Origin of the sequence: Streptomyces sp. NPDC050610, assembly GCF_040654875.1 — a bacterium.
Taxonomy (GTDB): Bacteria; Actinomycetota; Actinomycetes; order Streptomycetales; family Streptomycetaceae; genus Streptomyces.
Window position 1 is genome coordinate 1 of record NZ_JBFAIV010000063.1, and the last position, 22,354, is coordinate 22,354.

The 22,354-nt window shown below is 69.9% G+C and carries 17 protein-coding genes and 1 CRISPR repeat array; of the genes, 7 read left to right on the plus strand and 10 right to left on the minus strand.

Annotated features, from left to right (window positions below):
- Positions 1–368: 368 nt before the first annotated feature.
- Complete coding sequence (locus AB0I22_RS38220; RefSeq protein WP_363135642.1) at positions 369–1,844, minus strand: MFS transporter; 1,476 nt, start codon at positions 1,842–1,844, stop codon at positions 369–371.
- 215 nt (positions 1,845–2,059) lie between these two features.
- On the opposite strand from AB0I22_RS38220, the gene AB0I22_RS38225 reads away from it, so the two are divergent.
- Positions 2,060–2,974: a helix-turn-helix transcriptional regulator gene (locus tag AB0I22_RS38225; RefSeq protein WP_363135643.1), complete on the plus strand. Its 915-nt coding sequence runs from the start codon at positions 2,060–2,062 to the stop codon at positions 2,972–2,974.
- On the opposite strand, the gene AB0I22_RS38230 is transcribed toward AB0I22_RS38225, so the two are convergent.
- Entirely contained in the window at positions 2,923–4,407 is a 1,485-nt protein-coding gene (locus AB0I22_RS38230) for an MFS transporter (RefSeq protein WP_363135644.1), read from the minus strand. The genes AB0I22_RS38225 and AB0I22_RS38230 overlap by 52 nt on opposite strands.
- Positions 4,408–4,677: 270 nt before the next feature.
- On the opposite strand from AB0I22_RS38230, the gene dusB reads away from it, so the two are divergent.
- The 3 genes from dusB to AB0I22_RS38245 all read left to right on the plus strand — a co-directional run bounded on the left by dusB (position 4,678) and on the right by AB0I22_RS38245 (position 10,581).
- Positions 4,678–5,892: a tRNA dihydrouridine synthase DusB gene (gene dusB / locus AB0I22_RS38235; RefSeq protein ID WP_363135645.1), complete on the plus strand. Its 1,215-nt coding sequence runs from the start codon at positions 4,678–4,680 to the stop codon at positions 5,890–5,892.
- A 404-nt stretch (positions 5,893–6,296) separates the two neighbouring features.
- Positions 6,297–9,101 carry a pyruvate, phosphate dikinase gene (gene ppdK / locus AB0I22_RS38240; RefSeq protein ID WP_363135646.1) on the plus strand — a complete coding sequence of 935 codons (2,805 nt, stop codon included), beginning with the start codon at positions 6,297–6,299 and terminating at the stop codon, positions 9,099–9,101.
- Positions 9,102–9,549: 448 nt separating this feature from the next.
- Positions 9,550–10,581 (plus strand): helix-turn-helix domain-containing protein, encoded by a 1,032-nt coding sequence (locus AB0I22_RS38245; RefSeq protein WP_363135658.1) that lies wholly within the window; start codon positions 9,550–9,552, stop codon positions 10,579–10,581.
- Here the strand turns inward: AB0I22_RS38245 and AB0I22_RS38250 are convergent.
- The 3 genes from AB0I22_RS38250 to AB0I22_RS38260 form a co-directional block, all read right to left on the minus strand.
- Entirely contained in the window at positions 10,539–11,402 is an 864-nt protein-coding gene (locus AB0I22_RS38250) for a carbohydrate ABC transporter permease (protein ID WP_363135647.1), read from the minus strand. The genes AB0I22_RS38245 and AB0I22_RS38250 overlap by 43 nt on opposite strands.
- Before the next feature lie 89 nt (positions 11,403–11,491).
- Positions 11,492–12,427: a sugar ABC transporter permease gene (locus AB0I22_RS38255; protein ID WP_363135648.1), complete on the minus strand. Its 936-nt coding sequence runs from the start codon at positions 12,425–12,427 to the stop codon at positions 11,492–11,494.
- Entirely contained in the window at positions 12,428–13,705 is a 1,278-nt protein-coding gene (locus AB0I22_RS38260) for a sugar ABC transporter substrate-binding protein (RefSeq protein WP_363135649.1), read from the minus strand. It abuts the gene before it with no gap.
- 301 nt (positions 13,706–14,006) lie between these two features.
- Between AB0I22_RS38260 and AB0I22_RS38265 the strand changes: the two genes are divergently transcribed.
- Positions 14,007–15,224 carry a helix-turn-helix transcriptional regulator gene (locus AB0I22_RS38265; RefSeq protein ID WP_363135650.1) on the plus strand — a complete coding sequence of 406 codons (1,218 nt, stop codon included), beginning with the start codon at positions 14,007–14,009 and terminating at the stop codon, positions 15,222–15,224.
- 192 nt (positions 15,225–15,416) lie between these two features.
- On the opposite strand, the gene AB0I22_RS38270 is transcribed toward AB0I22_RS38265, so the two are convergent.
- Complete coding sequence (locus AB0I22_RS38270) at positions 15,417–16,607, minus strand: helix-turn-helix transcriptional regulator (protein WP_363135651.1); 1,191 nt, start codon at positions 16,605–16,607, stop codon at positions 15,417–15,419.
- Between the two features lie 268 nt (positions 16,608–16,875).
- Between AB0I22_RS38270 and AB0I22_RS38275 the strand changes: the two genes are divergently transcribed.
- Positions 16,876–17,346, plus strand: a complete 471-nt coding sequence (locus tag AB0I22_RS38275) for a hypothetical protein (protein ID WP_363135652.1) — start codon at positions 16,876–16,878, stop codon at positions 17,344–17,346.
- Positions 17,347–17,612: 266 nt separating this feature from the next.
- Positions 17,613–17,824: a CRISPR direct-repeat array (repeat unit 29 nt; unit sequence ATGGTCCCCGTGTACGCGGGGGTGGCCCC).
- Between the two features lie 54 nt (positions 17,825–17,878).
- On the opposite strand, the gene AB0I22_RS38280 is transcribed toward AB0I22_RS38275, so the two are convergent.
- Positions 17,879–18,349, minus strand: coding sequence for an NUDIX domain-containing protein (locus AB0I22_RS38280; protein WP_363135653.1), 471 nt, complete (start codon positions 18,347–18,349; stop codon positions 17,879–17,881).
- A gap of 4 nt (positions 18,350–18,353) precedes the next feature.
- Positions 18,354–19,094, minus strand: a complete 741-nt coding sequence (locus AB0I22_RS38285) for a helix-turn-helix domain-containing protein (RefSeq protein WP_363135654.1) — start codon at positions 19,092–19,094, stop codon at positions 18,354–18,356.
- A gap of 88 nt (positions 19,095–19,182) precedes the next feature.
- On the opposite strand from AB0I22_RS38285, the gene AB0I22_RS38290 reads away from it, so the two are divergent.
- Positions 19,183–19,377 carry a hypothetical protein gene (locus tag AB0I22_RS38290; RefSeq protein ID WP_363135655.1) on the plus strand — a complete coding sequence of 65 codons (195 nt, stop codon included), beginning with the start codon at positions 19,183–19,185 and terminating at the stop codon, positions 19,375–19,377.
- Between the two features lie 1,223 nt (positions 19,378–20,600).
- Here the strand turns inward: AB0I22_RS38290 and AB0I22_RS38295 are convergent.
- A complete protein-coding gene (locus AB0I22_RS38295; protein ID WP_363135656.1) occupies positions 20,601–20,915 on the minus strand; it encodes a 4a-hydroxytetrahydrobiopterin dehydratase in 315 nt (104 codons plus the stop codon).
- Between the two features lie 10 nt (positions 20,916–20,925).
- Positions 20,926–21,909: a Twin-arginine translocation pathway signal gene (locus AB0I22_RS38300; RefSeq protein WP_363135657.1), complete on the minus strand. Its 984-nt coding sequence runs from the start codon at positions 21,907–21,909 to the stop codon at positions 20,926–20,928.
- Between the last annotated feature and the right edge of the window lie 445 nt (positions 21,910–22,354).

Below are 22,354 nucleotides of genomic sequence, written 5' to 3' on the forward strand. Positions count from 1 at the left end.
AACGCCTTGCCCGGCCTGATGTCGTCGGCCGAGCCGTGGCCGAGGACGGCCGCCGCGTGCGTACGCACCAGGTCCAGCAGTGTCCGGTCGCGGCCTGCCGCGTCGAGTGGGGCCCGCCGCGTCGAGTGGGGCGAGCCGCTCGCGCAGCGCCTGTGCCGCGGGGGCCTCGGCGGGCCCGTCGGCCGTCTGGCGGGCCAGGACGCGGCGCACGTCGGGGACGCCGGTGAGCAGCGGGCTGGGGCGGGCGGAGGTGAAGACGGCGGTGAACCGCTCCCAGTCGACGTCGGCGACGGCGACGGCGACGGTGGTCTCGTCGCTCCCCCTAACCGCTCCCGTCCACGGCCTCCGCCGCAAGCTCACAGCGACCGTCACCCCACCGTCCGCGGCAGCCGCAAGCTCAGCGCCACCGTCACCGCCACCGCCACGAGCTGCGCGGCCAGGGTCACCGACAGGGCGTCGCGCATGCCCATCGACGGGGCCAGGGACAGGAAGAGGGTGCCGAGGGTGGCCACGCCCAGGGCCATGAAGGACTGCTGCGTCGTGACGAGCACGCCGCCGCCGACCCCGGCCTGGGCCACCGGGACCTCGCTCAGCACGATCCGTATCGTCAGCGGCAGCAGCAGGCCCTGTCCCAGGCCGAGGACGGCCAGCGCCGGGGCGGGGCCCACGGCGCCGAGGCCGTCCCAGCCCCAGCAGAAGGTGGCCAGGAGCGCGATCAGGCCCGTCGCCTGGACCAGGGCGCCCGCCGTCACCGCGCGCCGGCCGAGGCGGCCGACCAGGCGCGGGCCGATCAGCGTGCCGATGAAGAACGTCACGCACAGCGGCAGCAGCGCCAGCCCCGCCGCCATCGGGCCGAGCCGCAGCCCGTCCTGCAACGCCACGGCGACGACGAACATGAAGCCGCCCCAGCCGAGCGAGAACGGCACCAGCATCGAGAGCCCGCTGCGCATCGACCGGACGCGCAGCAGCGACGGCGGCACCAGCGGTGTGCGGCCCGCGCGCTCCGCCCGGCGCTCGACGACGATGAACGCCGCCGCGGCGAACGGGAAGACGGCCAGCAGCGCCCACGACCATACGGGCCACCCCGCCGCGCGGCCCTCCGTCAGCGGCAGCAGCAGTGATACCAGGGTGAGCGACAGCAGCGCCGTGCCAGGCCCGTCCACCCGGGTCGGGTGCGCGGAGCGGGTCTCGGGGACCGTACGCACCGCGAGCAGCAGGGCGACGACCGCGACCGGCGCGTTGACCAGGAATATCGAGCGCCAGCCCGTTCCGGCGAGGTCGATGGAGACGAGCACGCCGCCGAGCACCTGGCCGACCGCGCTCGCCACGCCCGCCGTGCCGCTGTACATGCTCAGCGCCTTGCCGCGGCGCTGTCCGCTCGTGGTGGCCTGGATGGTCGCCAGCACCTGCGGCAGCATCAGCGCGGAGGCCGCGCCCTGCGCCACCCGGGCCGCGACCAGTGTCCAGGCGTCGGGCGCCAGCCCGCACGCCACCGACGTCACGCCGAACGCCACCGTGCCCCACAGGAACAGCCGCCGGCGGCCGATCATGTCGCCGAGCCGCCCGCCGAGCACCAGCAGCACGGCGTACGCGACGCCGTACCCGCCGACGACCATTTCCAGCATCGCGGGGCCCGCGTGCAGATCGCGGTCGATCGTCGGCAGCGCGACGTTCACGATAAAGAAGTCGATCATCGGCAGCGCCGCGCCGATCAGCACGGTGAGGAGGCCGAGCGTGGTCAGGGCGGGGGCGGCAGCGGCAGTGACAGCGGCAGAAGAATCGGTGGGGACGGAAGGAGCGGATGTGGATGCGGGGGTCTTTGCCCGTGAGGTCGCGGTGGTCACAAGACGAGCATCGGCGGCTCTTCAGACGGGTACCAGAGTCTGCTTATGCTGGTACTGGCAGTACCTGGCAACCCCCTGAGCCCTCCGGCATCCTTGACTCCATGACCACCATGGCGCAAGAGTCCGGCCGGAAGGCAACAGGCGCTGCACCGGGCGCTGCACAGGGGGCTGCGATGGGCGTGACAACGGGCATGGCAACAGGCACGGCAACGGGCATGACAGAGGCCACGGCGCGGCACGCGGCCGAGCCCGCGGCCTCCCGAGACCCCGGCGCCGAGGTCCGCCGCAACGAGCTCGCCGCCTTCCTCCGCAGCCGTCGCGAGCGAATATCCCCCGAGCAGGCGGGCCTCGCCCGCGGCCGGCGCCGCCGCACGCCCGGCCTGCGCCGCGAGGAGGTCGCGCACCTCGCCGCCGTCGGCGTCACTTGGTACACGTGGTTGGAGCAGGCACGTGACATAAGGGTCTCGGCGCAGGTCCTGGACTCGCTGGCCCGTGCCCTGATGCTCGACCACAGCGAGCGCTTCCACCTCTTCGCCCTCGCCGGGACCGCCGACCCGCACCCCGACGCCGAGTGCGCGGGCGTCTCGGAGTCGCTTCGCACGATGCTCCGGCAACTGGAGCCCTTCCCGGCCTGCGTGCAGAACAGCCGCTACGACATCCTCGCCCACAACCGCACGTACGGGCAGCTGATGTGCGACCTCGACGCGCTCCCGCAGGAGGACCGCAACTGCATACTGCTGGCCTTCACCAGCGCCGCCTGGTCGGCCAGCCTGGTCAACCGCGACGAGGTGGTCCGTTCGATGGCCGCCAAGTTCCGCGCCTCCATGGCCGAGCACCTCGCCGAGCCCGCCTGGAAGGCGATGCTCAAGCGGTTGCAGGACGAGTCGCCGGAGTTCCGCGACCTCTGGGCGCGGCACGAGGTCGTACGGGCCACCACGCGCACCTGGGTCTTCCGGCAGTCGCGCGTCGGCCTGCTGCGCATGCAGTACACCGCCCTATGGACCGGCCCGAACTCCGGCCCCCGGCTGCTGACCTACACCCCCGAGGACGAGGAGACCCGCGAGCGGCTGCACCGCCTTCACGAACTGGTGCTGGCGGGACCGCCCCCGCGGTCGGCCGGGGAGGTCTGACCCGGGCGCGGTGATTCCTCCAACAGGACGGCCGCGTGGCGCGCCGTCCCCTTCGCCCAGCGGCCGGTGGTCAGCGCGCCCAGCAGCAGGACGGCCGTGCCGCAGCCGGTGATGATCCACCAGGCCGGGCGGCTCGCGTCCGTGAAGCCGCCCAGGCTGTAGTGGCCGCCGTGCACGCCCGACGCCAGTACCGCGCCGATCACCGCCACCCCCAGCGAGCCGCCGACCTGCCGGCTGGTGGAGGCGACGGCGGCGGCGACGCCCGCCTGGCTGCGGGGCATGCCGGACACGGCGGTGTTGGTGATCGGGGCGTTGACCAGCCCGAAGCCGATGCCGAACAGCACGTACCCGGTGAACAGCAGCGGCACGTGCGCCTCCCCCTCGAAGGCGGCGAACACCAGCCCGCTGGCCGCCATCGCGGCCCCCGCGCACAGCAGGGACGGCCGCGGGCCGCGGCTGCCGACGAGCCGCCCGGACAGCGGCGCGAAGACCAGCGTCATGGCGGCCATCGGCAGCATCCACAGCCCGGCGTGCAGGGCCGAGAGCCCGCGCACGTTCTGGAGGTAGAGGGTGTTGAGGAAGAGGAAGCCGCTGAGCGACGCGAAGGCGCAGATGGCGATGACCGTGGCGCCGCTGAACGGCGCGCTGCGGAAGAAGCGCAGGTCGATCAGTGGCTGTACGCGCCGCCGCTCGTAGTACAGCAGCCCGGCGAGCGAGGCCGCGGCGACCGCCGCGCAGCCGATGATCAGCGGCGAGCTCCAGCCCGCGCCGGGGGCCTCGATGATCGCGTACGTGACGGCGCCGAGCACTCCGATGACCAGCAGCTGACCCACGGGGTCGGGGCGGCGCGGCTCGGGGGCGCGCGACTCCGGCACGTACCGGATGGTCAGCAGGAGCGCGGCCAGCCCGACCGGCAGGTTGATCCAGAAGATCGAGCGCCAGCCGACCGTCTGCACGAGCAGCCCGCCGACCACGGGGCCCGCGGCCATGCTGATGCCGACCACGCCGCCCCACACCCCGATGGCGCGGGCCCGTTCCTTCGGCTCCGTGAAGGTGTTGGTGATGATCGACATCGCCACGGGGTTGAGCATCGAGCCGCCGACGGCCTGGAGCATCCGGAAGGCGACCAGCCAGGGCAGGCTGGGCGCCATGCTGCACAGGGCCGAGGAGACGGTGAAGACGATGAGACCGGCCTGGAAGACGCGGCGGCGGCCGATGCGGTCGGCGGTCGAGCCCGCGAGCATCAGCAGCGCGGCCAGGACGAGCGTGTAGGCGTCGATCGTCCACTGCATGCCGGAGACGCTGGCGCCCAGCTCCTTCTGCATGGAGGGCAGGGCGACGTTGAGCACGGTGTTGTCGAGGCTGACGATCAGCAGGCTCATGCAGCAGATCGCCAGGACGAGCATCCGCCGACGGTGATTCAGCTCGGACATATTCGAACGCTACAACGATCACCGCGGCCCGGCTCCGGCGCGTCCCCTGTCCACCGGTCTCCAGTGATCTCCACCGGCCTCCAGCGACCTCCACGGATCTCCAGCGGGCTCCACCGACGGGCGGCCGGTCCCTGCCCACCGATCGGCCGCCGGCCCCGCTCCACCGAAGGGAGGGGCCGGGTCCGCTCGCCGGGGACGGACGCGAGCCCCCGCCGCGGGTGCGGGACAATGGGAGGTCCGGCCAGTTCTCCCCGCGCAAGGAAGCCCTCGATGACGCAGCTGAAGATCGGTCCCCACTCGGTGCAGCCGCCGGTGGTCCTCGCGCCGATGGCGGGGATCACCAATGCCCCCTTCCGCACGCTGTGCCGGGAGTTCTCGGGCGGCAAGGGGCTGTTCGTCAGCGAGATGATCACGACGCGGGCGCTGGTCGAGCGGGACGCCAAGACGATGCGGCTGATCCACTTCGACGGGAGCGAGCGGCCGCGCTCGATCCAGCTGTACGGGGTGGACCCGGCCACCGTCGGGAAGGCCGTACGGATGATCGTGGACGAGGATCTGGCCGACCACATCGACCTCAACTTCGGCTGCCCGGTGCCCAAGGTGACCCGCAAGGGCGGCGGCTCGGCGCTGCCGTACAAGCGCAATCTGCTGCGCTCGATCCTGCGCGAGGCGGTCACGGGCGCGGGCGGGCTGCCGGTCACGATGAAGATGCGCAAGGGCATCGACGACGACCACATCACCTATCTCGACGCCGGCCGCATCGCCGTGGACGAGGGCGTCACGGCGATCGCCCTGCACGGGCGTACGGCGGCTCAGCACTACGGCGGCACGGCGGACTGGGAGTCCATCGCGCGGCTCAAGGAGACCGTTCCCGAGATCCCGGTGCTCGGAAATGGCGATATCTGGTCGGCGGACGACGCGCTGCGCATGGTGCGCGAGACGGGCTGCGACGGCGTCGTGGTCGGCCGCGGCTGCCTGGGGCGGCCCTGGCTATTCGGCGATCTGGTGGCCGCCTTCGAAAGCGAGGGGGCGGGCGAAGGCGCGGGCGTGGGAGCAGGCGCGGGCGCGGGTACGGGCGGTACGGACGGTACGGGCGGTACGGGCGGTACGGGCGTGACGTACGCGGCGCCGACGCTGGGCGAGGTCGCCGCGGTCATGCTGCGCCACGCGGAGCTGCTGGCCCAGTGGCTGGACAGCGAGGAGCGGGGCGTCATCGACTTCCGCAAGCACGTGGCCTGGTACACCAAGGGTTTCTCGGTCGGTTCCGAGATGCGCAAGCGGCTCGCCGTCACCTCCTCCCTGGACGAGCTGGGCGCTCTTATGAGCGAGCTGGATCTCGGCCAGGCGTGGCCGGCGGGCGCGGACGGGCCGCGCGGGCGTACCTCCGGACGCAACCGCGTGGTCCTGCCGGACGGCTGGCTGGACGACCCGTACGACCGCGTGGCGGTGGGCGCGGAGGCGGAGTTGGACACCTCGGGCGGCTGACGTCGCGTGCGTCCGGCAACGGCGGGCCCGTAGGTCCGAATAGCGGAACGGGGGCGCGCACGACGGCGTGATTCTCGCCACCTCTGATAGGGGTCACGCTCAGATGAGCGAATTGGGTCGGAGTGCACTTCCCAAAGGATGGCACTGGGTGCCACCCTTATTGGGTTCGGGTGATCAAGGAAATGGTCACCGAGCGTCAGCGGGGTCGGGGGTCGAGTGGCTGGGCGGAGTCGTCCGTTCGACAAGTGAAAGCGTCCGAGCCGGACGACGTCGGGTTGGGATCTTTCGATCTCGCGGCAGCAGAGTGGTTACGCCCGTATGACGGCCAAGTGGACGTACCCAGACGCCTTCGATCTGGGTATGTTCCTCGCCGTCAGGGCAGCCGTCCGCGAGGAGACAGTCCCGTGCCGGAACACGAAGATCGCCAGAAGTTCGTTTACGACTTCACCGAGGGCAACAAGGACCTGAAGGATCTGCTCGGCGGGAAGGGGGCCAACCTCGCCGAGATGACCAACCTCGGTCTGCCCGTCCCTCCGGGCTTCACCATCACCACCGAGGCGTGCAAGGTCTACCTCGGCAGCGGCAGCGAGCCCGGGGCGCTGCGGGCCGAGGTGAGTGCGCACCTCGACGCCCTGGAGCGGCGGATGGGCAAGCGGCTCGGCCAGGCCGACGACCCGCTGCTGGTCTCCGTGCGCTCCGGCGCCAAGTTCTCCATGCCCGGCATGATGGACACCGTCCTGAACATCGGGCTCTCCGACGAGTCCGTGGCCGGGCTCGCGGCGCAGGCCGGGGACGAGCGGTTCGCGTGGGACTCCTACCGCCGCCTCATCCAGATGTTCGGCAAGACCGTGCTCGACGTCGACGGGGACCTCTTCGAGAGCGCTCTGGAGGACGCCAAGCACCACAAGGGCGCCGCTACGGACGTCGACCTCGACGCGAAGGACCTCGAACAGCTCGTCGCGCGGTTCAAGGAGATCGTCGCCAAGGAGACCGGCCGCGACTTCCCGCAGGAGCCCCGCGAGCAGATGGACCTCGCCGTACGGGCCGTCTTCGACTCCTGGAACACCGAGCGGGCCAAGCTCTACCGCCGCCAGGAGCGCATCCCCGGCGACCTCGGCACCGCCGTCAACATCTGCTCCATGGTCTTCGGCAACCTCGGCCCCGACTCGGGCACCGGCGTCGCCTTCACCCGCGACCCGGCCAGCGGCCAGCAGGGCGTCTACGGCGACTACCTCCAGAACGCGCAGGGCGAGGACGTCGTCGCTGGCATCCGCAACACCGTGCCGCTCGCGGACCTGGAGTCCCTGGACAAGGCGTCGTACGACAGCCTGATGCAGATCATGGAGACCCTGGAGACGCACTACAAGGACCTGTGCGACATCGAGTTCACCATCGAGCGCGGCCATCTGTGGATGCTCCAGACCCGGGTCGGCAAGCGCACCGCGGGCGCCGCGTTCCGCATCGCGACCCAGCTCGTCGACCAGGGGCTCATCGACGAGGCCGAGGCGCTCCAGCGCGTCAACGGCGCGCAGCTGGCCCAGCTGATGTTCCCGCGCTTCGACGAGGACGCCACCGGGCGGCTGCTGGGCCGGGGCATCGCCGCCTCGCCGGGCGCGGCCGTCGGCAAGGCCGTCTTCGACTCGTACACGGCCGTCAAGTGGTCCCGCTCCGGCGAGAAGGTCATCCTCATCCGCCGCGAGACCAACCCCGACGACCTCAACGGCATGATCGCCGCCGAGGCCATCCTGACCTCGCGCGGCGGCAAGACCTCGCACGCCGCCGTCGTCGCCCGCGGCATGGGCAAGACCTGTGTGTGCGGCGCCGAAGAGCTCGAAGTCGACACCAAGCGGCGGCGGATGACGACGCCCGCCGGCACCGTCGTCGAGGAGGGCGACACCGTCTCCATCGACGGCTCCTCCGGCAAGGTCTACCTCGGCGAGGTCCCCGTCGTGCCGTCCCCGGTCGTCGAGTACTTCGAGGGCCGCATGCACGCGGGCGCCGACGACGCCGACGAGCTGGTCAAGGCCGTCCACCGGATCATGGCGTACGCGGACCGGATGCGCCGACTGCGGGTACGGGCCAACGCCGACAACGCCGAAGACGCCTCGCGCGCCCGGCGGTTCGGCGCCCAGGGCATCGGCCTGTGCCGCACCGAGCACATGTTCCTCGGCGAGCGCCGGGAGTTGGTGGAGCACCTGATCCTCGCCGACACCGAGGCCGAGCGGGAGGAGGCACTGGGCGCCCTGCTGCCGCTCCAGAAGGCCGACTTCATCGAGCTGTTCGAGTCGATGGACGGGCTGCCGGTGACCGTACGGCTGCTGGACCCGCCGCTGCACGAGTTCCTGCCCGACATCACCGAGCTGTCCGTACGGGTCGCGCTCGCCGAGTCCCGCGAGGACCACAACGAGAACGACCTGCGCCTCCTCCAGGCCGTGCACAAGCTGCACGAGCAGAACCCGATGCTGGGGCTGCGCGGCGTCCGTCTCGGCCTGGTCATCCCCGGCCTGTTCACCATGCAGGTACGGGCCATCGCCGAGGCCGCGGCGGCCCGCATCGAGGCCAAGGGCGACCCGCGCCCGGAGATCATGATCCCGCTGGTGGGCACCGTCCAGGAGCTGGAGATCGTCCGCGAGGACGCCGAACGGGTCCTGGCCGAGGTCCGGCAGGCCACCGGCGTCGACCTCAAACTCGCGCTCGGCACCATGATCGAGCTGCCCCGCGCCGCCCTGACGGCCGGTCAGATCGCTGAGGCCGCCGAGTTCTTCTCCTTCGGCACCAACGACCTGACCCAGACCGTGTGGGGCTTCTCCCGCGACGACGTGGAGGCGAGCTTCTTCACGGCCTACCTGGAGAAGGGCATCTTCGGGGTCAGCCCCTTCGAGACCATCGACCAGGACGGCGTCGGCACGCTCGTACGGGACGCGGTCAAGGCCGGCCGCGCCACCCGCCCCGACCTCAAGCTCGGCGTCTGCGGCGAGCACGGCGGCGACCCGGAGTCGGTGCACTTCTTCCACGAGGTGGGCCTGGACTACGTGTCCTGCTCGCCGTTCCGCATCCCGGTCGCGCGGCTGGAGGCGGGCCGGGCGGCGGCGCGGCCGAAGGACGGCGTGTCATCGAAGAACGGTACGGCGTCGAAGGACGGCGCGTCATCGAAAGAAGGCACGTCACCGAAGGGCGGCGCTTCGTCGGAGGGCAGCGACAGCAGGTAGCGACGGTCGCGGGCCCGACGGCGGACGACGACGGCCGCCGAAGGGCGGCGACAGCAGGTAGAGCCCTGCGAGCGCGTGAGTGAGTGCGCGCGAGCAGACCACCGAGGCCGCCTCCGGGCGCTTGAATCCTCACTCCGGGGGCGGCTTCGGATTCCCATGAAGGGGCGGCGTCCGTGCGGGGACGCCGCCCCTTCTGTCTCCCCCCACCGGGAGTTGTCACAGCCCGCATCGGCTCGGGCCGCGACGCGCGTACCGGTCGGCCGCCTATTTACTCGTCACCCCCCACGGGAACGAGTGGGGACGGCCCCGGTCGCAGGAATAGAATTTCGCTTCTGAGATGTTCGCCGCGAGTCCTTTCAACTGTGGCTAAAAGGGCATGGTGACCGCCTGTGTCGGCGTGCATACTCAGGGAGCCGGGGGTGGTTCGTATGTCGCAAGTGGGGGTTTGGTGTTACGTGTCCACTTCACTGGACTCGATCTGGCCCGGTTACGCCTGGCGGGCGGGCCGGACGCGCTGTGGGAAACCGTTTTGAGCCTGCACAGACTTCGGGACAAACAAGGCGAGTCGATCTTCGGGGATTGGCGCTCGGAAACCCGCACCCGGTTGAATGGTGAAACGAGGCTACTCGGACCGCTGGTTCCTTCACGCGGCTATTTCCCGGACTTTCTGACGCCGCCCGAAGGGGTTCTCGGGCTCGAATCCGGGATGGCGGCGGTGCGCGCCACCGCGCCCGAGCGGGTGCACAGCGAACTGGGCCGGCTCACCACCGCCCGCACCCTGCCTGGCTGGATACGGTCCATGGCCGAGGGCGAGGCACGGGCGTTCCGCAAGCTGATCGGCGCGCTCGGCGCCTACCACCAGGCCGCCGTCGCCCCCTACTGGACGCACGTACAGGCCCGTATCGAGGCGGACCGGGCCGTGCGCGGCCGGGCGCTGCTCGCGGGCGGCGCGGACGCGCTGCTCTCCTCGCTGCCGCCGATGCTGCGCTGGCGGGCCCCCGTCCTGGAGGCCGACTACCCGGTGGACCGCGATCTCCACCTGAACGGCCGGGGGTTGCTGCTGCTGCCCTCGTTCTTCTGCCGCCGCACCCCGGTGACCTTCCAGAACCCGCAGCTCACGCCCGTACTCGTCTACCCGGTCCGGCACCCGACGCAGGCCGCGCCCGCCGTCACCGCCGCCCCGCGCTCGCTGGGCAAGCTGGTCGGCCAGACCCGCTCCGCCGTGCTCGGCTCGATCGGCGGCGGCTGCACCACCAGCGAACTCGCCCGCCGCGCCGGGGTGTCGGCGGCCTCCGCCAGCCAGCACGCGGGCGTGCTGCGCGAGGCCGGCCTCGTCCTCACCCTGCGGCACGGCAGCGCCGTCCTGCACACCCTGACGCCGCTCGGCGCGGCCCTGCTGCGCGGCGGCGACCAGTCGTCGATGGCGCGCGGCGGCGCTCAGTCGTCGATGCCCGAACGCTCGACGCCCGCGACGATGTAGCGCTGGAGCAGGACGAAGACGACCAGCAGCGGAACGATCGAGACGGCGGCCGCGACGAACAGCTCATGGATGTTGACGGTCTGCGAGGTCAGGAACGTCGACAGGGCGACCTGCACGGTCCAGGCGTCCTTGTCCTGGCCGATGACCAGCGGCCACAGGAAGGAATTCCAGGCGCCGATGAAGACGATCGTGCCGACGGCCGCGAAGACCGGGCGCGAGTTGGGCACCACGATGCGCCAGTACGTGCGCCAGTGGCCGAGCCCGTCGATGTGGGCGGCGTCCTCCAGCTCCTTGGGGAAGCCCAGGAAGTACTGCCGGAAGATGAAGCACGCGAAGGCGGAGAACAGCGTCGGCACGATCAGCCCGCGCAGCGAGGAGACCCAGCCCAGCGAGGAGACCAGCACGAACGTCGGCACGAAGGTGACGGCGGCCGGGACCATCAGGGTGCCCAGGATCGCGTAGAAGACGGCGTCGGCGAAGCGGTACGGGATGCGGGCCAGGCCGTAGCCCGCGAGTGAGGCCAGCAGCAGGGTGCCGAGCGTCGTGGCGACGGCGATCAGCATCGAGTTGAGCAGCGCGTGCGCCATCGGCACGGCCGGATCGTCGAACAGCTCCCGGAGGTTCGACCACTTCAGCTCGGAGGGGAAGAAGGTCCAGTCGGCGGAGGTGATGTCCTGCTCGCTGGAGAGGCCGTTGCGCAGGAGCAGGTAGAACGGGATCAGGAAGAGGGCGGCGAGGGCGATCAGCAGGACGAGGCGCAGGGCGCGCCCGGCGCGGGTGAGGGCGTCTTCGTTGGTGCGCGGGCCTTTTACGGACCTCACGCGCCCCTTCGCGGACTGCACATGACCTTTCGCGGACTTCACGTCACTCTTCGCTGACTGCACGACACTCTTCACGGGCTTCACGCGGCTCACGCCTCCTTCCGGCCGAGCCTGAACCAGCGGGCCTGCACGACGGTCACCACGGCGACGATCAGCGCGAGGATGACGGCGCCGGCGCTGCCGAGCCCGAGGTTCTGCCCCTGGCCGAGGGCGGTGTAGTAGAGGTAGACGAGCGGCGGCCGGGCGTACGGGGGGTAGCCGCGGGAGTCCGAGAGCAGGTTGTAGAACTCGTCGAACGCCTGGAAGGCGTTGATGACCAGCAGCAGGACGACGGCGACGGACGTGGCGCGCAGGGCGGGGAAGGTGATGTGCCGGAACGTCTGCCAGCCGGGGCGGGCGCCGTCCACGGCGGCGGCCTCGTACAGCTGCGCCGGGATGCGCTGGAGCCCGGCGAGGAAGAGGATCATGTAGAAGCCCGCCTGGAGCCAGAGCCGTACGGTCACGATGACCAGCCAGTACCAGGGCGGATGGGTGGTCGACAGCCAGGCCGTCTGGTCGCCGCCGAACCAGCCCAGGACGGTGTTGGCCAGCCCGAACCGCACCCCGTTGAAGATCGACAGCTTCCAGACCATCGCCGCCACGACGTACGAGCAGGCGGCCGGCAGGAAGAAGACCGAGCGGAAGAACGCCTGGGCGAAGCGGAGCCGGTTGACGGCGAGTGCCAGGCCGAGGGCCAGCGCGTAGGTCGCCGGGACGATGAAGAGGGTGAAGACGACGAAGGTCCACAGGCTGCTGGTGAAGGCGGAGTCGCCCAGCATGGAGATGTAGTTGTCGAGCCCGGTGAAGCGGGTGGGGGAGACGGTGTTGTGGGCGTCGAAGAAGCTGAGGTAGACGCTCCAGGCGAGCGGTACGTACGTGAAGAGGACGAGACCGATCGCGAACGGGCCGACGAAGACCCAGAACCAGAGGTTCCGGTTCTGCGGCCCGAGCAGGCGCGTGCGCAGGGCGTACGGGGTGCGCTCCATTCAGGCCGACTTCCGTACGCGCCGCAGCTCCGCGTCGGTCTTGCGGACCACCGCCCGCAGTTCGCTCTCCGGGTTCGCGCCGTCCTTGATCACGCGGCTCAGCGCGTCCTGGTACGCCACCTTGGCCGCGGGCGTCCACAGCAGCGGCTCCGCGTAGCCGTACTCCGTCGCCAGCCGCACCGCGTCGGCCGCCGCACCGTCCCGGAGCCGCTCCGCCTTCTTGGCGAGCGAGGTACGGGCCGGGATGTGGAAGCCGTACGACAGCGCGAAGTCCTCCTGGTAGTCCGTCCGCTCGACCCAGAGCCACTTGGCGTACGCCTTGGCCGCCCCTTTGTCCTTGCTACGGGCGCTCACCGCCGTGGCGTACGCGCCGACCGGCACGGCCGGCTTGCCGTTCGGCCCGTCCTTCGGGAACGGCAGCACCCCGAAGTCGTCGCCGAGCGCCTTCTTTATCTGCGGCAGCGCCCACAGCCCGGACCACTGCATCGCGGTCAGCCCCTGGATGAAGGCGGAGGGGTCGGACCAGTCGGCGGGGGCGCCGAGCAGCAGCGACTTCTCCGCGTACAGCTGATGCACCTTGCCGAGCGCACGGGCGGCGGCCGGGTCGTCGAAGCCGGTCTTCCCGTCGTCGGTGATGAGCGAGAGCCCCGCCGCGAAGAGCGGCGTACCGCCGAGCACCCCCACGCCGCCGTCGTTGCCGAGAAAGAGCCCCTTGGTCTTCTTGTCCTTCAGCTTGTCCGTCAGCTCCTTCGCGGCGTCGAGCAGCGCGTCAAGGGTCCGAGGCGGCTCGACCCCGGCCGCCGAGAGCAGGCTCTTGCGGTAGTAGAGGAGCTGCGTGTCGACGGTCTGCGGGATGCCCCAGACTTTGCCGTCGTAGATCTTGGGGGCCAGGACGGTGCGGTTGAAGTCGCCGCGTGCGTCCGAGATGAGATCGGTGAGGTCGACGACTTGTCCGCCCCGGATCTGGTCCAGGGTCGGCCCGTTGGCCTCGAAGACATCCGGCCCGGAGCCGGTCAGCAGAGCGGCGGCGGTCTGCTGGTCGTAGTTCCCGGGCCGCCACTGCACGGTGACCCTCGCCTTGCGGTACGCGGCCGCGTACCGCTTCACGGCCTGCTCGGCGCCGGGCTCGCCGTACTGATGGTACCACTGGGAGATGGCGGGCGCGTTGCCCGACCCCCCGCCCTCGCGACCGGTGTTGGAACCACACGCGGCGGCGAACCCACCGGTCAGGGCGAGACTTCCGCCAGTGGTCAGGAGTCGTCTGCGGCTGATCGGCATGGCACGTATCCCCTCGTTTCCACGTGTTCTCGCACGTTCCGTTGACCGCTTTGACCGCCTGCGATCGTATGGCTCAACGATCAACGATGGAGGGGGTTTGTGATAGGGGGATTGCGGGCGTGTGTCGGGGCGGCTCCTCGGCCCGCCCCTCCCGCGCATCCCGCCCCTCCCGCGCATCCCGCCAGGCGGTGGTCCCCGCGTGCCGGCGTGTGACGGTGCTTCCGCCGAGCTGGCACGGCGGCGAAAGCACCGACGATGGAGCCCCACCGCCAGAGGCACTTGGCGGCGTACCGTTCGCGTCATGGCGAGTGAACAGCACTTGGGCTCCAGGGTCCGGCGACTGCGCCGGCTGGTGGGCCTCACGCAAGAAGGGCTGGCGGAAGCCTCAGCCGTGTCGGTCGATGTGATCCGCAAGCTGGAGCAGCAGCGTCGGGGTTCCGTCTCCCTGCCGACCCTGCACGCGCTCGCGCACGGGCTCGGAGTGGAGCTGACCAGCCTCATCGGTGACCCGCCCGGAGTGCCGTCCACGGGTGAAGCGGATTCTCCGCAGATGGTCGCCGTCCGCCGCGCGATCATGCCTCCGATGTTCGCCCCTCCGGCGGAACCCACCTGCCCGGAGAAGCTGACCCCGCCGCTCCTGCGCGCCAAGATCACCGACGGCTGGACGCTGTACCACGACGCGCAGTTCGGCAGGCTGATGGAAATCCTGCCCGGCATCATCGCCGACGCGCGGTTTGTTGCTTCCGTCGGCAACGCCGACGAACGTGCCGCAGGCCAGGGAGCCCTGGGCAAGGCCCTGCAACTCGGCGGGCATCTGGCCATTCGCATGGGCAAGACCGACCTGGCACTGTCCTCGCTGGAGCGCGCCATGGCCGCCGCCGAAGCTTCGGCGGACCCGCTCCTCGCCCCGATGATCTCCAACTCCGTGGCATGGGCCTACCAGCGTCAGAATCGGCTGGACGACGCCAAGACCCTCGCCGTCCACGCGGCTGACGCCGTCGAGCACGGTCGTACGGGCGAAGCCGAAGGGACGCGCGTATGGGGCGGGTTGCTGATGTCCGCTGCGACCAGCCACGCCAGGGGCGGTGACTACGGCCGCGCCGACGAACTGATGCGTACCGCCGAGACGGCAGCCAAGCGGCTGGCGCGCATGCCGAAGCCCGCGAACGGCAAGCTGTTGAGCATTTTCAGCACGTCGTCCGTTCGCGTCGAGCGGGTACGGCTGGCGGTGCAGCACGAGCGCCCCGAGGAAGCGTTGGCCTTGTCCAAGGGGATGCGCCTGTCGAAGGACACGCCCCCTTCGTGGCGTACCTGGCTGTACCTGGACGTGGCGCGGGCACATACGGACATCGGGGATGCCCAAGGCGCGGTGAAGGCGTTGGAATCGCTCAAGCGCCAGGCTCCGACGTGGATGCGGCACCACACACTGGCCGTGTCGATCGTCTCGGACTTGTGGGACAGCGCTGCCCGCCCGACGGGTCTTCGGGCGTTGGCGGCGTTCCTGGGCGTTGTCGAATAGCGTTGAAAAACTGGGGAGTTGTGCCCCTGGGACCCAGCTCATCGTGGCGGGATGCTGCCCGCATGAAGCCGGAGATCCGCCCGAACGTGGCCGCCCCTGTGTGCGCCCCGGGCGACCGTGAGCATCGGCACCAGCGGATGGCAGAAGGCCGTGCCGGCGACTGAGGGGCGTTGCAGGTGAGGGCATAGGGGCCTACAACTCTGGCGTGAGTCCTGAGCGGCGGGCGAGGTTCATCAGGTCGGGCCTGCTCCGCTGGTGGAGGATGAACAGGACGCGGAGCACTTCGCGGGCCATGGGGTGGATCTCTGCCATCTGCGGCGAGATCTCGTGTGCGCGCTTGAGCGCTTCTTCCGCGCCTCGGATGTCGTTGAGGTCGAGGCGGGCCCGCGCTGTGTCGATGCAGAGCCGCCCGATGCGGTTGAGGCCGAGTCCTTCCGGCGGGTTGTCCATGAGGGGCTGCGCCATTTCCGACGCCCGGTCGGGGCGGGCCAGTTCGACGTGCGCGGCCAGTTCGTACAGCGCCTGATTGCCCGGCCCGAAGGTGAGATTGTGCCGCAGTACGTCACGTGGGAACCGCGCGGCAAGGGTTCTGGCGTGTTCGTTGTGGGCCGCCCACGCGTTCCGGTCCTTCGCCCTGCTGGCGAGCACGACACCCCGGAGGTGAAGCGAACCAAGCGATATGGCCGCTTCGGGGGTGTCCGTCGCGTGCGCCTGCTCGTACTGGACGATGGCCCGGTCGACGATGATGAGCCCGTCGCCGTACTCGCCCGCGCTCTGGTACGTCCCGGCTTCGTTCCACGCGGCCCCGGCCACGGCGTCCGGATTCCACGTCTGCATGGCAGCCCACTGCTGGCGGGACACGATCATGTCGGCCAGGCCCGATTGCGAGAGCCGGTGAGCGACGGCGTACGCGCACCCGTACAGGTCAGCGAGTTGCCCCCATGCCTGCGCGTCCCCGCCCGCTGCGAGTGCGACGGCTGTCGCTTGTCCGAGGAGCTTCGGCAGCTTGCGGAGGAGCTCCAGGTAGCGGGTGTCGGCGCGGAGCTGGGTCGCCTCGCGCAGGCCGGCGGCCAGTTCGGCGAGGGGCGGGACGTCCTCCTTGGGGATCGTGTGCCGACGTACGGTCGCTCGCAACTCGTCCAGCAGAGCGCGCTGTTCGCTCGGGTCGCTGAATGGAGTCCCGTAGATGCGCGCCGTCGTGATCCTCATGGCCTTGGCCGCCGCGGCGACCGTGGGAGGTGTTGCGGTGCGTGTGCCGTCCTCCACCTTGCGGAGCAATGATGCCGAGATGCCCATCCGTCGGGCCAGCTGCTCCTGGCCCCACCCGAGGGCCTTCCGCAGGACCGCGATGTTCTGACCTGCGGTGGGTGTCGAATCGCTCATGCGAACCACCATTCCACGGTCACAGGAGGTAGTCATCCCAACTGCCTCTGGCCGTAGGGAGACTGTGTCACTCCTGTGTTAACTGATCTTGGTCGCCGCGCGTTGACTGATGCATGTACCGGTCGATGAGACAAGGGGATGCAGCGGCCGCCGAGACGAAAGCCGCCGAGCCCGAGCCGCGATCGGTTCTGTGCGGTGAGCGCGCCTCCTCCCGAGAGTGCGAGCGTCAGGCGCGAACGGAGTTGGGGCGGATGAGGTGGCTGCACTCATGAGGAGCCCGGGCCGAGCGGAGCTGTCCCGGCTCATGGTCGAGCGGGGTGTCGACGGGGTGCTCGTCATACCCAAGTCGCAGGCCCCGGAAGCCGGGTCGCGGGAATCCGTTCGCCCCTCGGGGCGAACCGAACACGAGGAGACGACAGCGTTGAGCCGTATCTACCGGTACGTACCGTGGACGATCGTGCAGGACCCGGCGACATACCCCGAATACCGCGCCGACTGCGTCAGCGGCGAGGACAAGGACTGCGGAGAGATGATCCGCGCCGGGGGCCCTGACTGGGTCGAGGAGTGGATGCGCCGCCACACTCAGGACACCGGGCACAGGGACTACCGCCGCACGGTCACCGACTACGCACTCCTCGAACCACCCGGCGACCTGCGTGGACGGCTGGTCATCGGCGAGACGGCATCGCCGCCTCGCCCGGCGCTGCCGTCCGGGCGCCTGGGGCGGGACGAGGGGTGAGCCGCGCGTGCGCATTCGCCGTGACTGCGGCTTCGTTCGTCAGTGTTCTGGCACTGGCGCTGACCGCCGCGATCCGTCCCTGATGAGGTTGGTGAGGTGCCTGCCCCTTCGGTGGCGATGTTGCGGGCACTCTGGTCGGGCTGCTTGCGTTGTTCCAGCGGTATGTCGTCGGGCTAGGAGGTGTGGGAGTTTTGTGTCGTATGCCGGAGTCTGTGCAAGTGGTTAAAAACCTAGGTCTGCCGACCTGAAGCAGCAGGTCACGCACTATGGTCCCCGTGTACGCGGGGGTGGCCCCTGGTGGGCGAGGTGGAAGGCGTCGGTGACCTCATGGTCCCCGTGTACGCGGGGGTGGCCCCAGTTCGATCGAGGTCCCAGCGGTGAAGGCGCTATGGTCCCCGTGTACGCGGGGGTGGCCCCGACCGCTACATGAAGGCGAACGCGGCCTGGACATGGTCCCCGCGTACGCGGGGCTCGGTGCGCGGACCGGGGCACGGAGCCTCATTCGCGCACAGCACGGGATGCCGTTCCCCGCCTACCCGAGGTACGGCGCTGCGCGATGCTCCAGAAAGTGTTGGAGGCGCAGGCGCTGTGTGTGGTGCATGGGGAGTGCGTCGAGTTCCGTCGGCTTCACGAAGCGGAGTTCCGTACTCTCGTCCGAGACGGCTGGAGTTCCGCCCAAGATGCGGGCCGTGAAGCACACGTTGAACTGCCGACGTACCTCTCCGTCGCCGTACGCGATGGTGTGGCGAGGATCGGTGTACGTGCCGACGAGCCCTGTGATCTCCACATCCAGCCCCGTCTCTTCTTTGACTTCCCGCACGGCCGCGCCGGGCAGCGACTCGTCCATGTCCATCCCGCCCCCGGGCAGCGCCCACAAGCCGTTGTCGCGGCGTTTCTGGAGCAGGATGCGGCCCTTGCCGTCGGTGACGACTGCGGAGGCCGCTACGACCAAGCTGTTGGGCTTCGGGGCGCTCGGGTCGTCGTAGTACTCGGTACGTGCCATCGGCTCACCCTTCCACTGGCCGGGCTGTCTCCCACACTGCGTCGAAGCTCTCCGCATACGTGCCGAACATGCCTCCGTCGCCACTCCGCCGAAGGTGCCACATGGGCGTGGCGTAGGCGTTGACGCCCCAGACGTGGGCGTTCACCAGTACCTGATCGTCTGCCCGGTACAGGCTGTTGTAGAGCGTTGTTCCGTGGGTCCGCAGCTCAATGCCAGGGGCGTCGGCCAACGGGAGGTAGTGCATGAGCGCGAGGCGGCACCGGGACTCGATACCGTGCCCGAACCGCTCCTCCTGGCCCCGCTGGTGGATGTTGGCGCTGCTCGCGTCGCCCACAGCGATTCGGACCGTGCACCCTTCCGCGGCCCGCTCGCGCAGCAGGACGTTGAGCCGCGGGTACGCCTCGTGCAGGAACACCGCCGCGTAGACCAATACGTCGATCTGTCGGCGGGCTTGGGCGAACAGCTCCACAAAGGCCGACGCCGGCACGTCCGCCCGCTGGTCGTACGGTGCGACCAGTTCGGGGCTGACAGCCCGTGCTGCTCGTGCCTGCCGGAGTTGCGGCCACAGTGCGTGCACGTCCTCCCCCAATGTCTCGGCGGCGTCAAGCGCCGTCGTACGTCGGGGGGTGCGTCCCAGATTGACCCACCGTTCGACGGTCTTGGGATCGACGCCGGCCCTTCCGGCCAGCTCCGCGTGGGTCCACCCTCTGGACGCCATGGCGGCGCGCAGGCGCTCGTTCGGCATGCCAGTGTCTCCCCCTGCTCGCGGGACGTCCCGGAGTGGGAAAGGTACGAGGTTCCACCGTCCCGGTGAGCGGGACCATGATCCCCGTATGAACGAGCCAAGGCGTCATCGCGGACAACCGGTTGAGCTTCCACTCCGGCTGTACGCGGAACCGGCCCCGGCTGAGGGCTGTGCAGGGTGTGCCGAACTGGCGAAGGTGCGCGATCGCGCCCGAGGGGTCGGGGACGTGACCACCGTGTCCGACTGCAACGTCCTCATGCGGAGACACCCCGAGGGGCACTGATGGTCACGGAATCCGACATCGGCCATCGCGTGGAAGATGCTGCGGGACGGGTCGGCATCCTCCGCGACGTGATCCTGGACTATGCGGACCCGGGGGGCCCGCCGAACGCGCGCCGCAAGTGTCCTACGGCCTTCCTGCGGCCTGAAGGGGGAGGCGAAGAGTGGTTGGTCCCGCCGAGTGAAGTGGTCTGCTTGCCACTTCCGGGCCTGAGTTGACAGCGGTCTGTTACCCGCCGGCCGGGCGGTCCGTCGGCGCTCAAGTTCCTGCCTCCACCGCCGGGAGGCGCCACAGTCCGCAGCTCCCTTCTGGTACCCGTGACACCGCGATGCCCCTGACCGGCTGCGCCCACACGACAGTTGGCCACGCGGTCCTTCAGTGCGGGCACGAAGGGCCGTGGTTCAGCGACGCCGGAAAGCGGCGCTGCTCGATGTGCGGCACTGAGCGGGTCACGACGTACGAGGGGTTGCGGTTCCCTCCCGACGCCCCGCCTGTTACGCCGAGCATGAGCAGCGGCTCGACGGTCTCGAAGTGGCGGATGGCCGCTCTCAACGAGGTGCCTTGGCTGCTGTTGCGGGTACTTCGGCCGGACTGCTTGCGTTATTCCGGCGGTACGTCATCAACTAGAGGGAGTGGGGTTTTGAGTCGTATGCCGGAGTCTGTGAAAGTGGTTTTAAACCTAGGCCTGCCGACTCGAAGCAGCAGGTCGCGCAGGGTGGTCCCCGCGTACGCGGGGACCACGGCCGTCCCGTCCAACTCCTCGTCAACTGCTGGGGGCCACCCCCGCGTACGCGGGGACCACGCCTCGGTCTCCCGGAGGAGGCAATCGTGCATGGGGCCACCCCCGCGTACGCGGGGACCACCGACTGGGCCAATGCCAGGCACATTAACAAGAGGGGCCACCCCCGCGTACGCGGGGGTGGCCCCGAGCCGAGCACCCGCGACGGCGACCCCCTGGCGTGGTCCCCGCGCCCGCGGGGCCCCTCTGGCGGCCCAAGGTCACCTCGACCGGGCGGAGTATGCCGTCGTACCGGCGCCCCCGTCGCACACATCTGAGTAGACCCCCTCGCTCGGACCGTGCGCCGCGTCGCAGGGCCAGCAGGCACGGGCAGGAAGGTGTGCGCACCCCAGCGCCGTGCATGCCTGCCACGCAGAGCAGCAGAGGGCGTCCCCGCCACTGCCGCCGACGGACCGCCCTCGCAAGCAATGCCGTTCCACGCCTTGAACTACGGAACCGGTTTGGCCCCGTGCCCCGCGGCGACGCGCTCGATTTCCGCGACGAGCTTGAAGTCGAGTGGCGTGACCACGCCCCCGGCGGAGTACGTCGTGATGCCGAAGTGCAACCGTTCCCAACGGAGGTCGATGTCAGGGTGGTGCTGAATCTTCCTCGCTGCCTCGGCCACTTCGTTGATGACCTTGATGCTCGTGTAGTAGTCGAGCTGGAAGGACTTCGAGATCCGCGCCGTGTCTCCGGTCCAGCCCTCCCAGCGTGCCAGGTTGGCCCGGACTTCTTCCGCCGTCAGCGGGTCGCGTTCTGCCATGCGGTTGTCCCTACCCTTCACGCGCGGTCCCCAGGCCGATGCCGTCGAACAGTGTGCGTACTGCCCGCCCCGGCGGGGCGTGGTGCCATGGGGACAGGCCCTGCCAAGCGGTTGTCAACTCCCGGCGCAGACGTGCCGAATCGACCTGGGCCGCGACGCGCACGGCGGGATTCAGTGCCGCAGCCGCTTCGTCCGGCCGTCCGCCGTCGGCCAGCGCCGCGGCGTGACGGGCGGCGAACACTCCTGAGTTCCGCCACTCCGCCGAGGGAAGGACCTGTTCCCACAGTCGTACTGCCTCCTCACCGAGCCGCATTCGGGTGTAGCAGGTGGCTCGTTGGACCTCCAGATACAGCGGTGTGCGCGCCGCGTTCCCCCACGGGTGGTCATCGTCAATCCGGCCGATGAACCGGGCCGCACGGTCCAGCAACTGGTCACATGTCGAGCGGTCGCCCACCAGCGCGTATCCGTGCGCCGCTTGCTGAAGAGCCTGGATCTTGACCTTCGCGCAGAGGCTTCGTTCGCCGACCAGGGCGGCGGTAGCCAATTCGACGGTTGCGGGACCATCGCCGTGGTCCATGTCCACCATGGCGCGGTTGGCCAAAGCGTGAGCAATGAGCTGGCTATCGGCGGCACGGTGAGCCATCTCCAAGGTGCGGGTACCCCAGATCGAAGCCCGGTCCAACTGCCCCGCATCCTGGTACAGCCACGTGATCAGCCCGGTGAAAGCTGCCGCCGTCCGCCAAAGCTGCTGGCGCAGCCCGCCCTCGGCCGAAGCCGCGAGATGTGCGTTGACCTGGAACTGGGCAACGGCCGACGGGATCAACTGGCGCGGACTTTGCGCCGCGTCGGCCTGCCAGAACTCCTCCAGTCTGCAACGGAAGTACTCTGCACTCTCAGGCGGAACCGCCTTCGAGGACAGCCCCCTGACCGGGGCGACCGCCATCATGGCAACGGCCCCGCTGTCTACGAGGAACGTGCGTCGGTCGATCGTCATACCGAGTTCCCGTTCTAACTGCGCAAACGCATCAGTCAGCGCCAGCGGTGCCGGAGCCGGGGCCCCCGTCAGCCACTGAACGGTTACTCCGAGAGCCCTGGCAATGAACGGTAGCCAGTCGTTCGGCTTGCGTTCGCCCTTCTCGTACCGAGAGATCTCCTTGCGGGTGAGCCCCCCCGGACGCGAGCCCGGCACAGCGGTTCACTTTCACAGCCAGCTGTCCTTGGCCAAGACCGAGCTCGTTTCGGCGTTCCCGAATGCGTTCTCCGATCGTCACGTCTCTCATACTGGCCCCTACCTGGCCCCCACCTGCGCCCTATCCCTCAGCTTCCCGCGCTAGTTCGCTCTTTAGTGGGCGTTGTGTGAGTCGCCGGTGGTGTTGTCCGGTTTGAGGGCTTGCGGTCGACCGGTTCTGCGGTCTGCTGGTAGGTATGGGCGGGCGGCA